General features: G+C 65.3%; 16 protein-coding genes. 6 read left to right on the top strand and 10 right to left on the bottom strand.

Annotated features, from left to right (window positions below; genetic code table 11):
* Nucleotides 1-104 precede the first annotated feature (104 nt).
* The gene (locus ABLE43_RS20900; RefSeq protein ID WP_286881034.1) at nucleotides 105-740 is read right to left on the bottom strand and encodes an NYN domain-containing protein; all 636 of its coding nucleotides are present in this window, start codon (nucleotides 738-740) and stop codon (nucleotides 105-107) included.
* Between the two features lie 450 nt (nucleotides 741-1190).
* Between ABLE43_RS20900 and ABLE43_RS20895 the strand changes: the two genes are divergently transcribed.
* Nucleotides 1191-1865 (top strand): recombinase family protein, encoded by a 675-nt coding sequence (locus ABLE43_RS20895; RefSeq protein WP_286881035.1) that lies wholly within the window; start codon nucleotides 1191-1193, stop codon nucleotides 1863-1865.
* A 43-nt stretch (nucleotides 1866-1908) separates the two neighbouring features.
* Here ABLE43_RS20895 and ABLE43_RS20890 read toward each other — a convergent pair whose 3' ends face one another.
* Genes ABLE43_RS20890 through nhaA form a run of 6 tightly spaced genes read right to left on the bottom strand, consistent with a single transcriptional unit; the run spans nucleotide 1909 to nucleotide 9181 of the window.
* Nucleotides 1909-2490 carry a DUF305 domain-containing protein gene (locus tag ABLE43_RS20890; protein ID WP_286881036.1) on the bottom strand — a complete coding sequence of 194 codons (582 nt, stop codon included), beginning with the start codon at nucleotides 2488-2490 and terminating at the stop codon, nucleotides 1909-1911.
* Between the two features lie 37 nt (nucleotides 2491-2527).
* On the bottom strand, nucleotides 2528-3736 hold the full coding sequence (locus ABLE43_RS20885) for a hypothetical protein (RefSeq protein ID WP_286881038.1): 1209 nt from the start codon (nucleotides 3734-3736) through the stop codon (nucleotides 2528-2530).
* Complete coding sequence (locus tag ABLE43_RS20880; RefSeq protein WP_286881039.1) at nucleotides 3733-5139, bottom strand: DUF2254 domain-containing protein; 1407 nt, start codon at nucleotides 5137-5139, stop codon at nucleotides 3733-3735. Before ABLE43_RS20880 ends, ABLE43_RS20885 begins: the two co-directional genes overlap by 4 nt.
* Complete coding sequence (locus ABLE43_RS20875; protein ID WP_286881041.1) at nucleotides 5136-6407, bottom strand: cation:proton antiporter; 1272 nt, start codon at nucleotides 6405-6407, stop codon at nucleotides 5136-5138. Before ABLE43_RS20875 ends, ABLE43_RS20880 begins: the two co-directional genes overlap by 4 nt.
* On the bottom strand, nucleotides 6404-7966 hold the full coding sequence (locus tag ABLE43_RS20870) for a DUF389 domain-containing protein (RefSeq protein WP_286881043.1): 1563 nt from the start codon (nucleotides 7964-7966) through the stop codon (nucleotides 6404-6406). The genes ABLE43_RS20875 and ABLE43_RS20870 overlap by 4 nt, the downstream gene beginning before the upstream one ends.
* Nucleotides 7967-7999: 33 nt before the next feature.
* Nucleotides 8000-9181, bottom strand: coding sequence for a Na+/H+ antiporter NhaA (nhaA, locus tag ABLE43_RS20865; protein WP_286881057.1), 1182 nt, complete (start codon nucleotides 9179-9181; stop codon nucleotides 8000-8002).
* Between the two features lie 228 nt (nucleotides 9182-9409).
* On the opposite strand from nhaA, the gene ABLE43_RS20860 reads away from it, so the two are divergent.
* Nucleotides 9410-10438 carry a potassium channel family protein gene (locus tag ABLE43_RS20860; RefSeq protein WP_114688818.1) on the top strand — a complete coding sequence of 343 codons (1029 nt, stop codon included), beginning with the start codon at nucleotides 9410-9412 and terminating at the stop codon, nucleotides 10436-10438.
* Between the two features lie 5 nt (nucleotides 10439-10443).
* Here the strand turns inward: ABLE43_RS20860 and ABLE43_RS20855 are convergent, their stop codons facing one another.
* From ABLE43_RS20855 to ABLE43_RS20845, 3 genes are all read right to left on the bottom strand, one after another.
* A complete protein-coding gene (locus tag ABLE43_RS20855; RefSeq protein ID WP_286881045.1) occupies nucleotides 10444-12369 on the bottom strand; it encodes a glycoside hydrolase family 97 protein in 1926 nt (641 codons plus the stop codon).
* Between the two features lie 15 nt (nucleotides 12370-12384).
* Nucleotides 12385-14181 (bottom strand): SLC13 family permease, encoded by a 1797-nt coding sequence (locus ABLE43_RS20850; RefSeq protein WP_286881046.1) that lies wholly within the window; start codon nucleotides 14179-14181, stop codon nucleotides 12385-12387.
* A 64-nt stretch (nucleotides 14182-14245) separates the two neighbouring features.
* Nucleotides 14246-14626 carry a YidH family protein gene (locus tag ABLE43_RS20845; protein ID WP_286881048.1) on the bottom strand — a complete coding sequence of 127 codons (381 nt, stop codon included), beginning with the start codon at nucleotides 14624-14626 and terminating at the stop codon, nucleotides 14246-14248.
* Nucleotides 14627-14786: 160 nt separating this feature from the next.
* Here ABLE43_RS20845 and ABLE43_RS20840 point away from each other — a divergent pair, with 160 nt between their 5' ends.
* The 4 genes from ABLE43_RS20840 to ABLE43_RS20825 all read left to right on the top strand — a co-directional run bounded on the left by ABLE43_RS20840 (nucleotide 14787) and on the right by ABLE43_RS20825 (nucleotide 18532).
* Nucleotides 14787-15674, top strand: a complete 888-nt coding sequence (locus tag ABLE43_RS20840; protein ID WP_286881050.1) for a mechanosensitive ion channel family protein — start codon at nucleotides 14787-14789, stop codon at nucleotides 15672-15674.
* Nucleotides 15675-15717: 43 nt separating this feature from the next.
* The gene (locus ABLE43_RS20835; RefSeq protein ID WP_286881053.1) at nucleotides 15718-17145 is read left to right on the top strand and encodes a L,D-transpeptidase family protein; all 1428 of its coding nucleotides are present in this window, start codon (nucleotides 15718-15720) and stop codon (nucleotides 17143-17145) included.
* A 30-nt stretch (nucleotides 17146-17175) separates the two neighbouring features.
* Nucleotides 17176-17691 carry a DUF421 domain-containing protein gene (locus ABLE43_RS20830; RefSeq protein ID WP_286881055.1) on the top strand — a complete coding sequence of 172 codons (516 nt, stop codon included), beginning with the start codon at nucleotides 17176-17178 and terminating at the stop codon, nucleotides 17689-17691.
* Nucleotides 17692-17908: 217 nt separating this feature from the next.
* Nucleotides 17909-18532 (top strand): recombinase family protein, encoded by a 624-nt coding sequence (locus tag ABLE43_RS20825; protein ID WP_170172280.1) that lies wholly within the window; start codon nucleotides 17909-17911, stop codon nucleotides 18530-18532.
* Nucleotides 18533-18814 lie beyond the last annotated feature (282 nt).

Here is an 18814-nt window from a genome sequence, read left to right as displayed (position 1 = left end):
AAGCCGAGCGAGGCCAATTAACAGCGTAAACCACGACCATATTTTACATAATCTATGTTGTCGCCAAAGCCTCTCGCCTTGCTCTTCGAGCCTTCTTGGCCTTACTACCACGCGGCAGGTTTGTTGATCGTTTTTCCGTTTGCGCCGACCATCTGGTTGGGGAACTGCGCTGCGGCTAGGCGGGCAGGGGTGATGTGGCGAACGAAGCTTGCATCGTTCGCCATCTTCCCAGGTTTGGAACCGTCGAGCCAGACGAGCCCAATTTCCTTGCCGATCTCACGTCGGACGATGCGCAGCGGTTCGCAAAGGTCGGTATCCTGCGTCAGCACGACCGCCACGTCGTACAGGTTTTGCCAAGCGTCATGGACGAGATAGGTCGCGAAATTCACGTCTGAGCCTTTTTCCTCCGTGTTGATGACCCGAACGTGAGTTGTGCCGTCCGCCAACGACGTTTCAAGCGGGCGAACCTTCGGCTTGCTTATGAAGTTGCCCAAATGGACGGTAAGATTGGGCAGCGTCCGCAGCGCTCGAAGATAGCGATCCTGTCTGATCGGCTGGTCTGCATCCAGCTTCCCGCTGACGGGCGCCGTGAAGTACCGGATCATGTCAATTCTATTGTCGGGGCCGAGCAGCGCCTGCACAAGCGCTTCGATGTTCAGCCACTTATGCGGAGTGCCGCGAAGCGCTCGGTAGTACACGTTAAAGCCGTCGACATAGACATAGGTACGCTGAACGGCCATCAATCCCCACCGGCTAGATATGCAGAAGCCGCCGAAGGCCGAGGCCCCAGCGGCTCCTGAACTGACAAGGCGAACCCTGCCAGCGGGTATAACGCCAATATGCGCGTCGCGAGGTTAAAGTCAAGTGCCGCTCCTCTCAACGGGGCACATCAGGGCCTCTCCCCCTGTGTGCTGCCTCCCGGTCCGCTCGGTGAAACGCCCGTCGAATTCCCAAACCGCGGCTTATCGTTCTTGAAGCGGGAGCGATCCTCTGGGCTAACGAACGCACTCAAAAGCACGAATGAGGTAGTCGGCCAGGGGCCCGACTCACGGCGTGGGCTGATCCGCACCTGAACAGCCGATCGAGCTGTTCAGGTTCCGAGGAAAACAGGTCACGATTCGTTCGCGGCTCCGCAGGTCCCATCGTTCTCAAACTAGCCGACAGCTCACAAGGGTATATGTAGATTGGCCATGACGAACGACAGCACACCCGTCCCGATCCGCGCCGCGCGCGTGTACCTTCGCGTCAGCACCGAAGAGCAGGATCTTACCCGGCAGGAGGCGATCGTCGCAGGTGCCCGATCAGCGGGCTATTACGTGGCGGCAGTGTACCGCGAAAAAGCTTCCGGCGCGCGGCCCGACCGACCGGAGCTGCTTCGCATGGTTGCCGATCTCCAGCCCGGGGAAGTGGTGGTCGCCGAAAAGATCGACCGGATCAGCCGCCTCCCGCTCGCCGAGGCGGAGCTGCTGGTGGCGACGATCCGGGCAAAGGGCGCGCGCCTCGCGGTGCCGGGCATCGTCGACCTTACCGATCTGGTCGCCGACAGCGCCGGCGTCGCCCGCATCGTTTTGGAAGCCGTGCAGGAAATGCTGCTGCGCGTAGCGCTTCAGACCGCGCGCGACGATTACGAGACCCGACGAGAGCGCCAGCGCGAGGGCATCGAGATCGCCAAGCGGGCAGGGCGGTATACCGGGCGCAAGCCCGACCTAGCTCATCACCGTCGGATCATCAGCATGCGCGAAGCAGGCATGAGCATCGCCAGGACAGCGGAGCTGGCGGGGTGCAGCGTTGCGCAAGTCAAGCGCGTGACGGCGATGCACCGCGCAAAGGCGATCGCGGCCGGCCAGCCCCCCGCTGACCCGTAAGCAGCCCCCCGATCATCGGATTCGCGCGATTGACGTGACGATCCTAACGGATCGGCGCCAGCGTGTTTATACCGGCGTCGGCATCTGTTTCGGGAGGCGGCGGGGCTGCCCCGAGATCGCGGTAGGAAGGAAGGTCCGGTGCGTCGCCGGGCACCGGCTGCGCTTCCAGCCTCGCGATCATGCGCTTCATTTCGGCGATCTCGCGGACCTGGGCGTCGATGATGCCATCGGCAAGCCGTCGTACTTGGGGGTCGCGGATGTGAGCGCGCTCGCTGGTCATGATTGCGATGGAATGATGTGGGATCATCGCCTTCATGTATGCGACGTCTCCAACCGTCTCCTGACTACGTACCAGCCACAGCGCCCCTGCGAAAACGAGCGCAGCGCCGGCGACGATCCCGATATTGGCACGTCGGTTCGGATACATGCCCCACATGAAGCCGATCATGATTACGGCCATGACCGCGCCCATAACAACGGCCATCCACGTCCGTGTCTGGCTGAATTCGACGTGGCTGATCGCATAAGTGTTGAGGTACATGAGGCCGAACATCACAACCGTGGAGGTCGCGATCATCGCAGCGAACCGCCAATAGCTCATGCCGCGCGTCTGCTTGTCGTCCATGGTTCCTCTCCCTGCCAGACGATTGCACTTCAACGCTCTACCCTTCCGCCGGCGCCCCGACGAACACCGCGACCAGGCAGATCAGCCCGATCAGCACGAAGCCGACGCGCTGCGCCCGGGTGGCGCTGCGGTGCCGCAGCGACACCATCACCGCCAACGCGCACTGGAGCCCATAAAACAGGGCAAAGGCGCGGGATGACAGGGCCACGACTTCGAACGGGTCGGTCAGCCAGACCACCAGCACCGCCAGCGCCCCCGCCAGCGTGAAGGCCAGCGGCACGCTGATCCGGCGCCGCGACACCTCGTTGACGAGCCCGCCCGAGCCGATCGAATCCGCCACGGCCGCGCTCAGCTGGCTGGACACCGCGCCGGCGAGCACGAAGATGCCGAGGGCCGGCGCAATCAGCTCCATGATGTCGAGGATGCCCGCCACCCCTTCGGTCGCCGCGGCGCGTGACAGGAAGGGGGTGAGCAGGGCGATGAAGGCGAGGTAGATTGCCGAGGCGATCCACTGAGCATGCCGCATGGTGCGGATCCGGAGGCCGGCCGGATAATCATGGCCGAGATAGCGCGAGGTCTCGAAGCCCTGCACGGTGATGATGAGGCCGAGCAGCATGGGGATGCTGGCAAAGGACAGGCGCACGGGGGGCAGGGGATCGACAATGCCGCGGCGCGCCCAGGCGATCGCTAGCGCCACCAGCAAACCGGCGATGATCCCGATTTTCACCGACACGGTACCATGCGCAAGATGCTCGACCCGGCGCAGGCTGCCCCCCAGCGCCAGCAGCGTCATCAGCCCGATAATGGCGGTGACGATCACGTTCGCCGCCCATGGCTGCCAGGCGGGATCGATCGCGACCGGCTTGAGCGAAAACTCGGCAAGCAGCTTCAGATAATAGGCGACGGACACGGCATAAGCGAGCGCGAGCACCCCCTGGGTGATGCGGGCGACCCAGGCGATCCGGTCGTGAAAGGAGGCGCTGGCAAGGTGATCCTCGACATGGAGGATGTTGAAGCGGATCACCCAGCCGGCGGCATAGGCGATGGCCAGCAGCGCGGCCATGGCGAGGATCGCCGCGCTCCCGAATTCCCGCGCGAGCAGCGGGCCGCAGATGAGGAAGCCCGAGCCGATGATGGAGGCGAGCGGCGTCACCGTCGCCCGCCAGCTGTCGCTGCGCGCGAACCGGCCAAAGGTGAGCGCCAGAGTGACGAGGAGCGCCACCAAGAGCGCGATGGCGACGATCATGCACTTCCCCCCAGCCAGGCCTGCCCGTCGCGCAGCCTTCGCTTGTGATCCGGTTCGGTCAGCGCGCGCAGCAGCGCATCGGCCCGCGCCAGCACGGCATCGCGACTGGCGCCCTGAAGCGCGCGATCGGCGAGATCGCGAAAGGCTTCCGCCTGGCCGCGCAGCACGTCGAGCCGCCCGCGCGCATCGCATCCGAGCGCGACGTCGCCCAGCGCGGCGAGGAAGCGCTTGCCCGCCAGCGCGTCGGCACTGGCATATTGCGCCAGCGCGCCGAACGCGCGGTCGACGAAGCCGGCGAAGGAAACCGGATGCGCGATCACCCGCAGCGCGCCGTCCTCGCCGGCGCGCAGCCGCGACGGCAGCTCGCGGCGGGCAAGATCGGCCAGCGCGGCGCCCAGCCAGTCGAGGCACGAATTGGCGGTGAACGGATCGTTGACCCCCGGCGACAGCGCACGCGCTGCAATCTCGACCAGCTCGTCGATGAGAAACCGCAAGTCCTGCAGGGCGGTGCGGCGCGCGCCAATGGCGAAGGCATCGCGGAGCTTCGCTTCCGCATCGTCATCCAGCGCCTCCGGCGGAGAAGCTTCCAGCAGCACGCTGCCGCGGTGCACGAAATCGCCCGCCTGATATTGCAGGCGGAGGATGGTCCCGCGGTCGCCCGCCATCTCCATGATCGCGCGGGTGTCGATCAGCTGGACATAGCCCGTCTCCTTCGCGCGCACGCCGGCCCGCTTGGCAGCGTCGGCAGCGGTTGCGTCGGCGCGGAAAGCCAAGGGCACGCGATCGTCGTCCGCATCGTCGTCGAGCGGCTCGCCGATGCAGACCGGAAAGCGGTTGTCGATCTCCGCCAGCAGCCGGTCGCCGATCCGCTCGATTACGCTGTTGATGTGGATGCGGCTGGGCACGTGGTGAATGAAGTAGATCAGCACCGCGATGGAGCAGAGCACCAGCAGGACGCCGACCAGCACCGCGAGCTGGGGCACAAAGCCCGGCTCTCCGGGTGTTTCGCCCGGAGAGCGGATCGTGCGCACCACGACGAGCGAATAGAGGAACGTCGCGATGAAGGTGCCGAGCGTCACCTGATTGCCACGATCGGACATGAAGTTGCTGAGCAGCCGTGGCCCGTATTGGCCGGAGGCGTATACGACCGCCGCGATGGTGACGGAAAAAGTCGTGCCGGCGACCCCAATCATTGACCCGCCGATCGAGGAAAGGAGGCTGCGCGCGCCGTCCGGCCGCGCCGCATAGAGCCAAGGCAGGCTGTCCATCCAGCCTGTCGCATGGTGGCTGTCGAGCCAGATCATCGCCGCGGCGAGCAGCAGCGCAGCCAGCGCCATGATCGTGGGGACGAACCAGTAGCTTTCGCTGAGTTGGTTGGCGAAGCGGATGAGGCGGGCCCTCACGTCCGCGCTTCCCGAGCAGTCAGGTGCTCCAGTACGCGCTTGATGGTGCCGCCCTGGCCGATCACGGAAAAGAGCACCACCACATAGGTGGCGGCGAGGATGACGCTGCGCGCCGGCCCATCCGGGAGGCCCAGTGCGAGTGCGATCGAGATCCCGCCGCGCAGGCCGCCCCATATCAGGGTCACCGGCGCAATAAGCCCGTAACGATGCGTCGGCCGGATCGCGCGCAAGGGGAGCACGACCGACGCCGCGCGGCAGGCAAGCGCCAGCGGAATGGCGGCCAAGCCAAGCACGAGAAGGCGCAGGTCGCCCGGGATGGTGACCACCTCCAGCCCGATCAGCAGGAACAGCACGGTGTTCAGGATATCGTCGATCAGGTCCCAGAACTTGTGGAGATAATCACGGGTGGTCTCACTCATCGCGTGCGCGACACCAGCATTACCGATGATGAGGCCCGCCACGGCCATAGCCACCGGTCCGCTGGCATGGAGCGGGCGGGCGACTGCATAACCGCCCATCACGACGGCGAGGCTGATCAGCACCTCGACCTTGTACTCGTCGATCGAGCGCATCGCGCGAAACGCGATCCATCCGATCGCGAGCCCAAGCGCGACGCCGCCCCCGGCTTCAACCGCGAACAGCTCGGCCGCATGCGCGATCGAGAAGGGTTCGCCGGACATGGCGGAGGACAGCAGAATGGTGAAGATCACCACCCCCACGCCATCGTTGAACAGGCTCTCGCCGGCGACCGTCGCTTCCAGCGCAGGCGAGACGTTGGCGCGCTTGAGGACGCCCATGACCGAAACTGGATCGGTCGGGCTGATGAGCGCGCCGAAAACGAAGCACCAGATTGCGGGCAGTTCGAAGCCGACCAGGCGCGAGAGAAACAGGAAACCGCTGCCGACCAGCACCGTCGAGAGTGCCACCCCGATGGTGCTGAGGACCAAGATGGGCCAGCGACCGCGGGCCATCTCCTGCCAATCGACGTGCAGCGCGCCGGCGAAGAGCAGGAACGACAACATGCCCTCCATCAGCGTTGTATGGAAATCGATGCCCGCGATGAAGCCGACGATGTCGTGGCCGAGCCCGGCACCCGGAAAGAGGCCGTCCAGCCCGACGACGATCAGCGATGCGATCGCCCCCATGATCGTGAGTCCAATCGACGAGGGCAGCTTCAGGAAGCGGTAGTTCAGATAGCCGAGCGCCGCGGCCAGGACGATCAGGATCGCCGCGGCATCGAACGGCGTGAGCGCAAGACCGCCGATCATGGTGCGGGCACCGAGACACCGGTCAGCAGCGCGAAGCGTTGCCCGGCAGAGGGCGCCGCAATCGCGGCCAGGCCGTTCGCCTTCAGCACGGCGGCGATCGCCAGCGCACGGCGCTGCGACAGATTGGGCCGGTCGGGCGGCGTTCCGGGCGGAAGGCCGGGCACGCCGAGCGCCGGCATGTTCCAGCGGCGGGCAGCCCAGGCAGACGTCAGCACAGCGCTTTGCGCAGCGGCGTCGAGCGTATCGACATTATCGGCGAATGCGATCTCCGGCAGAGGGGTCTGGGGCGGTACGATCACGACCGACCAGCCCTCCGTCTCGGCTGCGGCGCGGGCCTCAAGCGTGCGATAGGTAGCGACGGTGGCTCCGGGCAGGACGGCGGCAGCTGCTGTCGCACGCCGGTGATCGCGGTCGATCGTCACGTCATCGGCCGAAACGCCTGTTACAAGAGCGATCATCTTGCTCAGCGCGGTCATGCGCTGCGCCTCCTGACCGGCCATATCCCCGGCCTGCCGCAACTCTTCGCGCTGCGCTTCCAGGGCACCTGCGCCCGCCTCGAGCAGGATCTGATCGAGATTGAGCCGGATCGGCCGTCCGAGCTTCTCCTGCAGCGCCGCTTGGAGCGCGGGCGTCTTCTGCATGGAGCCGCGCGGCGTGATAACCACGGCGCGGACGAGCAGCGGGGCGGCCGCGAAGTCGAGGTCGAGCTGGGTGACGCGCGCCTTCTCCCCGAAGCGTTCGTTTAGCAGCGCGCGTGTCTGCGACACGGCAAGGGCTTCGCGGCCGATGCGGTTGAGCGAGATGCCGAGCGGCACCGCCATCGCCACGAACACGAGGATCAGGACTAGCGTCTGCGCCCAGCTCTGACGTCGGGAGAGATGGTGCCCGAAGCCGTAGAAGCGCGCCATCGCCGTAGCCGAGAGCGCGATGGTGATGAAGTTGGTGATGAACAGGGCCAGCGCCCCGGCGCCTACCGGAACGTTGCGGGTGGCAAGGCCATAGCCGACGACCGCGAGCGGCGGCATCAGCGCGGTCGCGATCGCGACGCCCACGATCGTCTCGCCCCGCCCGCGGATGATTGCGAAGGTGCCGGCCAGCGCGGCGAAGAGCGCAACCGCCAGGTCAAAGAGGTTGGGACGCGTGCGCGCGATGATCTCCGCCGTGGGCGCCTGCAAGGGGGAAAACAGCACGATAAGCGCCGTGAAGGCGACCGCCGCACCCGCGCCGATCGCCAGCGCCTTCAGCGAGCGGCGTAGCTCTGCGAAGTCGAACAGCGCCAGGCTGAAGCCGAAACCCAGGATCGGACTCATCAGCGGCGAGATCAGCATCGCGCCGATCACGACGGCGGGTGAGGAGAGGAGGAGTCCAAGCACCGCGATGCCTGCCGACATCATGGTCATGAAGGCGAAGCGCGCGGACCAGCCGCTATCCTCCACGATGCGGGCCACCACAGCTTCGTGATCGACGCGGCCAACAATCGAACGCCGCCACCAGCGGTAAAGCGTAAGCTGTGCCAACCGCGTGGTCAGATCCGAGGTGCTTCCGAGTGCTTCAGCCATGGTGCGGTCTTATGGGCAAGATGAGGCACGCGGTCACGCTTCGACTTGCCGTGACCTGGATCCACAAAGGCGAAGGACGCCGTAGCCTGCACAGGCGGAGAGCAATGAGCCGGTGAGAATGCCGACCTTCACCTCGTCCACCAGGTCAGCATCGGCAAATGCGAGCCCGGCGATGAAGAGGCTCATGGTGAAGCCAATGCCGCACAGCAGGGCCGTACCATAGACCTGGGGCCATGACGCGCCGCCTGGCGGCCGGGCGAAACCAAGGCGCGCCGCTCCCCAGACGGCGCCAAGCACGCCGACCTGCTTGCCGACGAACAGGCCGGCGGCGACGCCGAGTGGCAGGGGTGACAACAAGGTAGCCAGCCCGATGCCGACGACCGTTACGCCGGCATTGGCAAAGCCGAAGACGGGAACGATGAGGTAGGCAACCCAAGATTGCAGCGCATGTTCAAGCCGGTGAAGCGGAGAGTCCCGCGCATCCGGTGCGCCAGGCGAGCGGCGGATCGGGATCAGGCTGGCGGTCAGTACGCCTGCGATCGTTGCGTGAATGCCCGATGACCAGATCGCAAACCAGAGCAGCAGGCCGAGCATCAGGTAGGGCCAGAGCCGTACAACGCCCAAGCGGTTAAGAACGAACATGAGACCTAGGATCAGCGCCGCAGCGAGGAGGGCAGGGCCGCTCACCGCACTTGTATAGGCGACGGCGATGACAGCGACTGCTCCCATATCGTCGACAATGGCCACGGTGGTCAGAAAGAGCTTGAGCGATGGCGGCGCCCTGTTGCCGAGCAGTGCCATTACCCCAAGCGCGAAGGCAATGTCGGTTGCCGACGGGATCGCCCAGCCGCGCGCTAGGCCGGGGGTTGATGCGGCTACGGCGAGGTAGACCAAAGCCGGAACAATCATGCCGCTCAACGCCGCGACCGCCGGCAGCGCCCGGTCAGACCAGGAAGCCAGATGACCGTCGACCAGTTCGCGCTTGATCTCGAGCCCGACGAGCAGAAAGAACAGCGTCATGAGCCCATCATTGATCCAGTGCAGGATCGACAGCGGGCCGACATGCTGCGCCAACGCCGCGAAGTAGGCGGGCGCAAGCGGGCTGTTGGCGATCGCCATTGCGGCGAGCGCCGCAACGATCAGGACGATCCCGCCCGACGCACCGCTGCGCAGGAAGGCGCGCATTGCAGATCGCGGACGAACCACCGTGTCCACGATTTTCTTGGCGACGGCAACGGCCGGCGCAGCAGGCGCGGGAAGATCTGACAAGAATGGGCCTCGGGCGCAGAAACACGCGCTGGCGGCCCGACCAGCGCTTCAACCTGCCCGATCAAACGCCCGGACACCCTGTGCCTCTATCCCACGCGAGGTTGGCGCGGGCAAGTCACGGCTGGCTACTGCCTCCAAGCGACAAGCGATCAACGATGATCTACTGCCTTCGCGATGAGATCAGCAAAGCCAGGTGCGCGCACGACGCCGCGTTTCTACCGCCGCAGCGTTCTTTCGCCGTCGGTGACCCTGCTCGCACGGGTTGCGGCCGCGCTGGTGCTGGTGGGCATCGCTCTGGCGGGACACTGGTTCGACCGGGAGGGGCTGCGCGACAACACGGATGGCGTAGTGTCGTTCCTGGACGTCGTCTACTTCACCATGATCACCGTCACAACCGTGGGTTACGGCGACATCGTGCCAGTGACCGACCGGGCGCGGATGTTCGACACATTCGTGGTGACGCCGGTACGCGTGTTCGTCTGGCTGATTTTTCTGGGCTCGGCCTATAGTTTTCTTCTCCGCAACACCTGGGAGCGTTGGCGCATGGCGGCCATCCAACGGCGATTACACGATCACACGATCATCTGCGGCTTCGGCGCGACCGGGCGGGAGGCCGCGGACGAGCTGGTGCGCCGCGGTTGTCCACCGGGTGAGATCGTGGTGGTCGATCAGTCGGAGAGCGCTCTCGAGGAGGCCGTGGACCAGGAGCTGGCGACCGTGCACGGCGATGCCACGCACAACGCCGTCCTGGCGGCCGCGGGGATCGAGCGGGCACGGTCGCTGATCGTCACGCCCGGGCGCGACGATACCGCCGTGCTCATTGCGCTTACCGCGCGGCGGCTCGCGGCGCACGTGCCAGTTGCCGTGGCGATCCAGGCGACGGAGAACGAGGTGTTGGCCAGCGATGCGGGTGCGACGGTGATCGTCAATCCCGTGAGCTTCGGCGGGCAGCTGCTCGCCGGAGCAAGCCGCGGCGCGCACATCGCAGACTATGTCTCCGATCTGGTCACCTCGCATGGCCGTATCGCCCTGCGCGAACGAGCTGCAGCAGCGCAGGATATCGGCCTTCATCTGCGGGAGCTGCGACCCGGACAGGGGCTCCGGCTTTATCGCGACGGACGTGCGATCGGCTTCTGGGAGGAAGACGCGATCGTTCATGAGGGCGACACCGTCATCGAGGTCCTGCCGCAGGACGGAGCCTGATCGCCTTATTCGGGTTCGAGGACGACCACTGCACCGCCGCCGGCGGCAACCGGCACCTGGAGGCTGGTGCCGGCACGTACAACGCCGCCATGCGCCTTGACGGCCGTAGGCGTGGCGCCGTCGACCAGCGCTCGAAGGCGCCATCGCCCGTTCGTCAAGAAGGCGAGCGGGAGCAACACCGTGCGCGGCTGTTCGTCGTTTATCACTCCCACGAACCAGCGTTTGCCGCTGCGCCGCGCGACCGCGATCCACTGACCCCAGTCGCCTGCGACCCCGCGCGTCTCGTCCCAGGATGCGGGCACGAGGCGCAGGAAGCCCGCTCCGGGCCGCGGCGCGCCCCTCTCGTCCAGATACGCTTGCGGTGCATCCGCCAGTGATTGCAGCGGGCTCGGATAGACCACGAACATGGCAAGCTGCTGCGCCCGCGTCGTCATCACAAGCGGCAGAACGTGTCGGGCCTTGAACTGCGCAGGTGTGACGTTGCGGAAGCCGCCGGGCGTGTAGTCCATGGGACCGATGGTCGCGCGGCTGTAGGCAAGGCGGACATTGGCGCCGGCGGTCACCTTGCGGCTCCACTTGTTGTACTCGGCTCCCATCACGCCCTCCTGCGTCAACAGGTTGGGGTAGGTGCGATTCAGCCCGCGCGGCACCGGCGCACCGTGGATGTTGACCATGAGTTGGTGGCGGGCGGCAGCCGCGAGCAGGCGGTGATAGTAGGCGATTGCAACCTGATCCTGGCGGTAGACGTAATCGACCTTGATCCCGGCGACGCCCCACGCATGGTAGAGGGCGAACACCCGATCCATGTCGGCGCCGATCGCGTCCCAGTTCGTCCACAGCCACAGGCGAACGCCGCGCGACGCGGCGTAGCGGGAGAGAGCTGGGATATCGACGCCCGGCCGGAAGCCGGTCACGTCCGCCAATTCCTTGTCTCCATCGGGTCGCGCAGCCCAGCCCCAGTCGATCACGAAATAGGGCAGGCCGAACCGCGCGGCGAAGTCGACATAATGTCGATAGGTTGCGTTGTTGAACCCGGCATTCGGCACTCCGGACGCCTTGATGCCCGACCACCAGGCCCAGGCCGCCTTGCCGGGCCTGACCCACCGCGCATCCCCGATGCGCGAGGGGGACGCGAGCTGCTGCACCAGGTCATTCTCGATCAGCTTTTCGGGCCGGTCGGCGATCATGACCACGCGCCACGGTGTCCTGAGCGCAGGGCCGCTCTCGGGCAGGATCGCGGCAAGGTGGTCACGCGCGGGCAGAGGCGTAAGCCGCAGATCGACGCCCAGATCCTTCGATTTGACCAGATACGCGCCAGGGTAATTCTCGACGTCGGTCTCCGTCAGCGCGATGGCTTCGCCGCTCCGTCCGGTGCGGCAGCTCAGCGGCAGGTCGTACAGAGTGCCGGACCGAAGGGCGCTGGCGCGCACGGGAGCGTAATCGCCTTCGTGCGAATTGAGATATTCGGTGTGGCTCACCGCGAGGCACTGGTAATTGCGCGGGAAGCGCAATGACGTTGCCTCCCCGGTCAGCCGGGTCTCGCGCGTGGTGGCAGTGCGGGGCTGCTCGATCCGGATGGCGGCGCCGCTGTCGTAAGCGCGCAGGTGCAGCAGAAGCGGGCGCCTGCTGCCTCCGGTCTCGCGTGCCTGGACCAGCAGTTCGCGGTAGGGCTGCGCGGCCTGACCGGCGGGACGTCGCGACTGCTCGATCCGCATGGGGCCGAGCGGCTGGTCCGCCAGGACGAGGCCGACCGGCGAGGGCGCGATCACGTCCGCGCCGTGATGCCTGATCCGTATCGCCAGGCTACCATTGGAGAGGGTGCCCGCCACGATCTCGACCTGTCCGTCCGGCGAGCGCGCCGCCAAAGGATTGCTGGGCGCAGGCGAACAGCCCGCCGCAAAGGCTGGCGCGATGATCCACCAGCGCTTCACCAGTGGGCGCAACGTTCAGTACAGCCCGTATTTGAAGACGAGCAGGGCCGACAGCGTGACGATCATGAGGAGCACCAGCGGGATGCCGGTTCGGGTGTAATCGCCGAAATTGTAGTCGCCTGCGGTCATGATGAGCATGTTCGTCTGATAGGCCACGGGCGTCGCATAACAGAGGTTACAGCCGAACAGCACGGCGAGGACCAAGGGCTCAACCGGGATGGACAGCTTCTGCGCCAGGCTGAAGGCGATGGGGGTGCCTACCGCGGCGGCGGTCGTGTTCGAGGCGAAGTTGGTGAGGATCGTGACGAACACCATTACCGCTGCCAGCGCGCCGCCTGCAGGGAGATGATGCAGACCTAGTGCAATGAGCTGGCCGAGCCACTCCGCAGCGCCGCTTTCCAGGATCACCCGCCCGATCGCAATGCTCGCGGCGACCAGGACGATGACCTTGGCCGACAGTGCCCGCCCGACCTTGTCGAAGCGCACGCAGCCGGTGACGAACATCAGGATAGCGCCAGCGAGCGCGGAGATCGCGATTGGTAGCAGTCCGACGCTGGCAAGCCCGACGGATCCGGCCATGATCGCCAGCGCGAGCGAGGCTTTCGCGGTCCGCGGGACCTCCTTGGCGCCGTCCAGCATCAGCAGGCTCTCGGAGCGCGCGAGTGCGGTGATGTCAGCCATTGTGCCGGTCACCAGGAGGATGTCACCTTCGTCGAGCGGTGCTTCCAGCAGGTTGTCGTCCCGCCACTCCCATGCCGTTCGGGCGTGATGAACGCCCATGACGGCAACGTCATGGGTTTCGGCAAGGCCGGATGTGGCGATCCGCTTGCCGATCAAAGTAGAGTCAGCACCGATCGACATCTCCACCACCGCGAGGTCTTCGCGGCTGCGGCGCGACGCGGCATGGACCCGGTCCAGAAGCGCGGCCGGTGCCGTCGTTGCTCCTAGTGCCCGCATCGCGTCTTCCAGCGCCTCGTGTGGCGCGAGCACGGCTATCCGATCGTCGACCGCCGCGGGCGTTTCGGGAGCGCCGACAAGTTCGACCTGCGGCGCGGTGCGAGCGAGGAAAGCGGCCGGCAACTGCCCGAGCGCGGGGGAGCGCGGCCCGAGCCGGAGCGACGCGTAGAAGCGGCGAGGGGCATGGCCGGTCTGCACTGAGTTATCTGGAAGCAGCCGCGGCATGACCAGCCAGATGAAAGGCAGCGCCACCAGCGCCGCGATGACGACCAGCGGGGTGAAGTAGAACACCCCCATCGGCCGCATGCCGAGATCGGTCGCGATCGAGACGACCAAGAGATTGGTCGAGGTGCCGATCGTGGTCGACATGCCCCCGATCAGCACCGCGCTGTTGATGGGGATCAGCGTACGCGACGCCGCCATCCCGCCGCGCGACGCCAGCGTCACCATTATTGGGAGCAGCAGCACGAGAACGGGCGTGTCATTCACCATCATGCTCATGATCATGGCGAGCACCAGGGTGGTCAGGAAACCGAGGCCCCGATTGAAGCGCCAAAGCCTGGTCAGCAGGCGCGCGGCTGGATCGAGCGCACCAGTCGCCACCAGCCCCCGACCCATCACCATCAGTGCGCAGATCGTTATCAGGGCGTAATGACCAAAGCCCTCGAAAGCGAGCTTCAAGCCATCTGTTGGTCGCTCTCCCGTCAACGGGTACAAGTAAAGGCCAAGCGCGATGACGCTGATCGTCAGCAGCGAGATGATCTCGACCTTCAGCCGCCCCGATGCGAAGCCGTAGAACATCGCCACCGTGACCAGCATGGCGGCAATGGCGTGGGCGGAAGGAGCATCGATCATCGTGCCGCGCCCTTAACAAGGCCGGCATCATTGCTCCACGCCTTGCGATGCCGCAGCCAGCGGGTCACGTGAGCCACCATATTGCAACGATGAGCGCCACGGCTGCAACCGAGATGGCGACGGCCATGACCCTGAAGTTGATAGGAGAAACGCCCGCTATGTGGTGTGCCGTCAGTCGTTCGTGCAGTCCGCGCGCCCGACGTTCCGCGGCGATCACCAAAAAGATACCAACTAGGATGAATAAGGTGGCGATCGCTTTCGCCACCCAGGTCGGCTCGACCGGCTTGAACAATGCGCTGAAGCCCAGGCCGATGCCGATACAGGCCGTGGCCGTGCGCGCCCACCCGCTGAACGTCCGCTCATTCGCGAGCAAGGTGCGGTCTTCCGCCAGGTCGGTGCGATCCTCGGCCAAGTCAGTGCGGACGGATTTTTCCTCATGCCCCATGCCGTCATCATGGGAGAAGTCCGAACCCTCGGCAAACGGCTTCTGACGCTATGATTCGCGAGGTAAGGTCCGGTCTTTAGGCGATCGCCCGCGCATGGCAGCGGTGCGGTTGTGGGATCCGCCTTCGCAAGACGAGCTCCAAGCGGGGTACCAGGGGAACATGGATATCGTTGCCATCCTCCTCCGCCGTGTTCGGGACATGGGGACCGAGTTCGTCCGCATTCTTCCACAGCTCGGAATCGCGCTGCTGCTGCTCGTCGCAACCTTCTTCATTGCAAAATCTGCCCGGCGGATCGCCGAGCGACTGCTGTCGCATACCGACCTGCGCGGGACCCTCGTCAACCTGGTCGAAACACTGGTGGGCGTGGCAATCTGGGTTCTGGGCCTTCTGATCGCGATGTCGATCGTGCTGCCCGGGGTAACCCCCGCGAACATCCTCGCAGTGCTGGGGCTCGGCTCCGTGGCGGTCGGCTTCGCCTTCAAGGACATCTTCGAGAACTTCCTCGCCGGTGTGCTGATCATGCTGCGCAAGCAGATGCGGATCGGCGACTTCATTCGCTGCCAGGACGTCGAGGGGCGGATCGAGATGATTAGCCTCCGGGACACGCATCTGCGCCACCTCAGCAACGAACTCGTCGTCGTGCCCAACGCCTATCTGTTCAAGAACCCCGTAGAGGTGGTCACGCACAGCCAGCAGCGACGTCACGAGGTGGAGGTCGGCGTGGCCTATGACGTCGATCTCGACGCTGCCCGCACGGTGATTCACGACGCGGTCGCCGCTGTCGGTCCCGTGCAGGAGGACCGGCCAGTGGAAGTGTACGCCAAGGAGTTCGGCGACAGCTCCATCAACTTCCTCGTACGCTGGTGGGCGGGTTCGAAGCCGGTCGACGCGCACCAGTCCCGCGACGAGGTGGTACGCGCGATCAAGCGAGCGCTGGATGGTGCCGGAATGGAAATCCCGTTTCCCTATCGAACGCTCACCTTCAAGGAACCGTTGCCGCTCACACGAGCAAAGCCGGAGGGGCAAGCCGACAGTACAGTCGGATGACCTTCCGGGAGGACCGATCAACGTCCCCGATCGTTGACATTGCATGACGAAACCAGGACTTTTTGCTTCTTCCGCCTTCCTAATTCTTGCCTCCCTTTCAGCCGCTTCCGCGGCATCACCGATCAGCAGTCCATCCGCTGCAGCAGATGCGGAAAGCCTTTGGTCGTCGCAGAACCGCGAGGCGCTTAGGGACGCCCTTGCCGCCCGCGCCCGACACGGTCTTGATCACCTGCAATTTCCGGTTCCGGACGGTTCACCCACAAGCCTCGACAAGGCGGCGCTCGGCTATGCCCACGCACTGGCAGATGGTGTGGTCGATCCCACCTCGCTGCACGCGATCTATACCGTCCCACGACCTACAGACAGGCAGCTCGCCGCAGAGCTCCACCGCGCGCTTCAGGAAAACCGTCTTGCGGCCTGGCTGAACGGCCTGGCACCACAAGATGCGGCCTATCACGCCCTGAGTGATGCCTACATGGCTGCCAATGATCGGCGCGGGGTAGGTCGATCAGAGATGTTGGAAAGTGCCGAACCGCTCCGCATCGGGGATGAAAGCAAAGCCGTGGTACCGATTGCGGCGCAGTTGCATGCAGAGGGCTACCTCGATCAGCCTTACGCGGGATCGACCTACAATCCGGCGCTTGCGGACGCCGTCACCCGGCTGCAGCGGGATTACGGCATCGCGGCTGACGGGATCGTCGGCCCCGATACCCTGGCGGTGCTGAACCTCGGGCCCGGTGACCACGCCCGAGCCTTGGCTGTCGCACTGGAGCGCCGACGCTGGCTGTCCCGCAATCCGCCGCTGACCCGCATCGACGTCAACACCGCGGCGGCCACGTTGAGATACTACCGGGACGGCGCACTTGTCGACGAACGCAAGGTGATCGTGGGCGAGCCAGGGAAGGAAACACCCGCGCTATCGTCGCCCATCTACCGGCTAGTCGCCAATCCGACATGGACCATCCCGAAGTCGATCCAGCACGGCGAACTCGCAGGGGTCAGCCGGCGCTATCTACGCGCGCACAACATGTTTCGCCGGGGCGGCTGGATCGTGCAGCGTTCGGGACGCGGCAATGCGCTCGGCCTGGTCAAGTTCGACATGCACAACCAGCACGCCATCTACCTCCACGATACGTCGTCCCGTCATCTCTTCGAGCGTAGTCAGCGCCATCTCAGCCACGGGTGCGTCCGGGTCGCCGATGCGCTTGGCTTCGCCGAGATGCTCGCCGAGCAGGAGGGCGTGGCAAGCGAGTGGCAGCGCGCCCGCGATACCGGGCGGCAGCGGTTCGTCGCTTTGCCACGAGAAATCCCGGTGCGCATGCTCTACCATAACGTCTTCGTCGCATCCGAAGGCCAGGTCGCCTATCGGACGGACCCGTACGGCTGGAACGCGCCCATAGCGGCAGCCCTCGGCTTCTCCGGTAAAGGGGCGTCGGTAGCAAAGCCGGAAGCAATCGATGTCGGTCCATGACGCTTCTGCGCAGAGGACGGGGGCGCCATGATGAGCGAGCAGATGTTCTTCGCTGGAGCTCCGGGCGTGTGGCGAACACTGTTGGTGGGGCTGTGTGCGTACGTCCTGCTCATCCTTGTCCTGAGGACGACGGGCAAGCGAACGCTGTCGAAGATGAACGCGTTCGACCTGATCGTCACCGTAGCGCTTGGATCCACCCTGGCCACCGTGATCCTGTCCAAGGACGTCGCGCTTGCCGAAGGTGTAACCGCTTTCGTTATGCTGGCGGGCGCGCAGCTTGCCGTCACGTGGCTCTCGACGCGGTCGAAGCGCTTCCGAAGTTGGGTCAAGGCCGAACCGACAATCCTGGTCGAAAAGGGGATCATGCTTTCGGATGCCATGAAACGCGAGAGAGTCACTTCGGACGAGGTTGAAGCCGCCGTTCGGGGTGCCGGGTTCGATGGTCTTGACGCTATAGCCCTGGTGGTTCTGGAAACGGACGGCAGCATGAGCGTCGTTGCTCGGAAGAACGCCCTCGATCCCGATCGCACCCAAAAGCACGAGTGATACAGGTGAGCGGCTTATTCGATGCAGGATAGACGCTAGCGGTAACCCTGAACAGCTGACCCAGCTGTTCAGAAGTAAAGAGCAACGAGTCCCACTTTGTTCTCGGCTTCGTAAATTTCGTAGCTGGTAAATTAGCCCATCGCTCATTTGAGTATACCCAACAACGCCAAGTAGGAGTGATGAGCAGGTGGCAGGCAGCGAGGTTAGGGCGGCGCGGGTGTATTTGCGGGTAAGCACGGACGAGCAGGACCTGACGCGGCAGGAGAGCATTGTGGCTGGTGCGCGGGCGGCCGGCTTTTATGTCGCGGCCGTATACCGGGAGAAGGCGTCGGGCGCGCGACCGGACCGGCCGGAGCTGCTGCGCATGGTGGCGGACCTGCAGCCGGGCGAGGTGGTGGTGGCCGAGAAGATCGACCGCATCAGCCGCCTGCCTCTGCAGGAAGCGGAACTGCTGGTGGATGCTATCCGGGGCAGGGGGGCTCGGCTGGCGGTGCCGGGCATTGTGGACCTGTCGGACTTGGTAGCTGATAGCGCAGGCGTGGCGCGCATCGTGCTGGAGGCGGTGCAGGACATGCTGCTGCGGGTCGCGCTGCAGACGGCGCGGGATGACTACGAGACCCGGCGCGAGCGGCAACGCGAGGGCATCGAGATTGCCAAGCGGGCGGGGCGGTACACCGGCCGCAAGCCGGACCTCGCCCACCACCGGCGCATCGTAGGTCTGCGCGAGGCGGGCATGAGCATCGCGAAGACCGCGGAGCTCGCCGGGTGCAGCATCGCCCACGTCAAGCGCGTGACCGCGCTCCACCGCTCAAGGGCCGCTCAGCCGCAGAAGACTAGTTGAGTACCGTACATGTTTTACCTGCGGGTCGTGGCAGACCGAACCCCACCGCGGATTGGTCTCCGCGTGGAGCAGCAGAGCGGCATCCTGGGTATCACCGCAGGATAATCGCGCATAGTCGCTTCCAACCTGCCATTCTGACACGGGGTTCCGACACCTGTATGTGGCTTTCAGCGGTAAATGTCACGAATGTCAGCACTAGGTGACGCCGATGACGAGGGTGCTGCGGGCGGCTTCCACGACATCCTCGCTGATGGTTGCGAGGCCGTTGATCTTCAGCACGCG

This window comes from Sphingomonas silueang, from assembly GCF_040049155.1.
GTDB lineage: Bacteria > Pseudomonadota > Alphaproteobacteria > Sphingomonadales > Sphingomonadaceae > Sphingomonas > Sphingomonas silueang.
The sequence above is the reverse complement of the archived record's forward strand: the minus strand, read 5'-3'. Positions and strand labels throughout refer to the sequence as shown.